We start from the raw sequence: 2254 nt of genomic DNA, 5'->3' as shown, positions 1-2254 counted from the left end.
TTGATGTCCAAAATTTTTGTTTTGTTCACCAGCAGAAGCTAGCTACTAAAAACTTGATTGATTACGTTTTGCTTGTTCAGTTTTCAAGGTTCATTTAAAGCATTTCTCTTTGTTAAGAGTTAACTTTTATATAATAACATGTTTATATGATAATGTCAAACAGTTATTTTATTTTATATTGTTCTAGTTGCGCGTTTCAGTAGCAACTTTTATATAATAACACTGGTTATAAAGATCGTCAATAGTTTTTTATAAATCTTTTTCAAATTTTATAATCTGAACCTTGGCCACGTTCTTAAAAATTGAATAGTACGATTCCGTCCAATTTCTAAAAGAGTTTCCTTAGTATCTTCATCTAAATCAAATTGTGTTGCACTATAATCTTCGACAGGGATGAAAATAATATCTCTTTCATGTCTTCTAGAAATATACCTCTCATCATGAGCATCCTTCATAGTCGAGAATAATGCTTCAAATAAATTCAAGCCATTTTTTATTTCATGTGGACATTGCTCTTCTCTGCGTCTACTCAATTTAAGTCCTAGAATTGGTCTTACTTTCTTTCCCTCTTTATCGTCAAATATCCATAACGGAAAATTACTCAAAACACCGCCATCTACAATTATAGATTCTCCTTTCCCCGTTTTTAATGTAACAGGTTCAAAGAAAAAAGGAATGCCACAACTCATTCGTAAAGCACATGCAACTGAGAAATTATTTGCATCAATATGATATTTGAGTAAATCATCGGGCAAAACAATCATTCTTCCATTTGTTAAATCAGAAGCAACTAATTTTAAAGAATCCCTCGGTAAATCTTTAAATGTATAAACACCTTTTGCAGCTAATTTTTGAAAAAACCATTTTTCTAGTGCTTTTCCTTTATATAAACCTAAATGGTTATATACATTAACCCATTTCATAAACGGAAATGGTAAAATGGTTTTCCTTGAATCTAATAATGAAGGTACATCCAATTCTTCTAACATAGTTTGAATTTCTTTTCCGCTGTAGCCTGCAGCAATAAAAGTAGCTAGAATAGCTCCAGCACTCGTTCCAGCTACCCTTTTAAAGCGGAAGTTTTCAGCTTCTAACACTTGATACGCGCCAACTAGTGCGAACCCCTTCAAACCACCACCAGAAAAAACACCATCAATCCACAAAATTTCCTCTCCTTTTTAGAAAGTAATCTTTATATTATAAGAATCAATAATCACATTTAGAACTATTTTTTGTCGTATTACTGTTGTACTTCACGAAATAAGTCATTAAAAGTCTGAAAGATTATACCTTATATGAAATAACTTATACTTTATCAGTAACTTTGTTTTGATTTTTATTTAATACATTCAAATCCTTTATCTAAATATGAAAATATTTTAAACAATGTAATGGTTTAGATCTAAAAGAAATTTCAAATATTCCTCTAAATTAGACAAGCACTTTTTAAAATAACTACAAAGAGTGATCCCTATATGTAAAGATTGTATAGTAAATAAACTTACATATAAGAATCAAAAAGTGCTCTTCACCACAACTTGTGACTAGTTTTCTATCGATTCAATAATTTCACACTTTTCTATAGAAGAAAAGCGAAAACTCACATATCGTAATTGTTGTCAAGACAAACCACGAGAGGAGTTTTCGCTTTGTATTCCAAGTTTAACAAAATGTTTTTACCGTTACCATCTTATTCGAAGTTTCTTCTCCATCTGACGAAGAACCAAATGTATTTCTTGTTACAGTAAGTGCTTATTCAGTATCATGTCCCATTTTTCGAGGGAAAACGATTCGTCATGCACAAACATTACGAAGTTTTCAACATGGCTATGCTTGGCACCTCTGATTGATTTGCATTGAGATGATGATTCTACATTATCGATGACACAAGCTAAACGACGATTAACAGAATGGTTTATAAGGTATATCAATATCGTCTATGTAGTGCCGTTTCTAAAATCGCAAAAAACATTGATAACACGTTAAAAAGCGTTGCTGGAAACCAGTATTTCACTGCTATCTAATGACATGATGGAAAGCGGGAGTAGTAAAATTAAACTCATCAAAAGATGTGGTTTTGGCTATCGAAATGAAGACCATTATTCCTTCGTTTACATTTGGAAACAGGTCGCTTAAAAACAAAAAAACAGCCAACACACAGTTGACTGTCTTTGCCTAGCAATGTCCTACTCTCACAGGGGGAAGCCCCCAACTACCATCGGCGCTAAAGAGCTTAACTTCCGTGTTCGGTATG

General features: G+C 32.4%; 1 protein-coding gene and 1 rRNA gene. Both read right to left on the bottom strand.

The genetic code is table 11. The annotated features are described in order from the left end of the window. Positions 1-269 precede the first annotated feature (269 nt). Positions 270-1163 (bottom strand): patatin-like phospholipase family protein, encoded by an 894-nt coding sequence (locus ACQKIM_RS27920; RefSeq protein WP_427550218.1) that lies wholly within the window; start codon positions 1161-1163, stop codon positions 270-272. Positions 1164-2173: 1010 nt separating this feature from the next. After that, a 5S ribosomal RNA gene (rrf, locus tag ACQKIM_RS27915) occupies positions 2174-2254 on the bottom strand; the annotation flags it as partial.

Origin of the sequence: Lysinibacillus sp. NPDC047702, from assembly GCF_050272555.1 — a bacterium.
Classification (GTDB): Bacteria; Bacillota; Bacilli; order Bacillales_A; family Planococcaceae; genus Lysinibacillus.
This window is presented reverse-complemented; position numbering and strand designations above follow the sequence as displayed.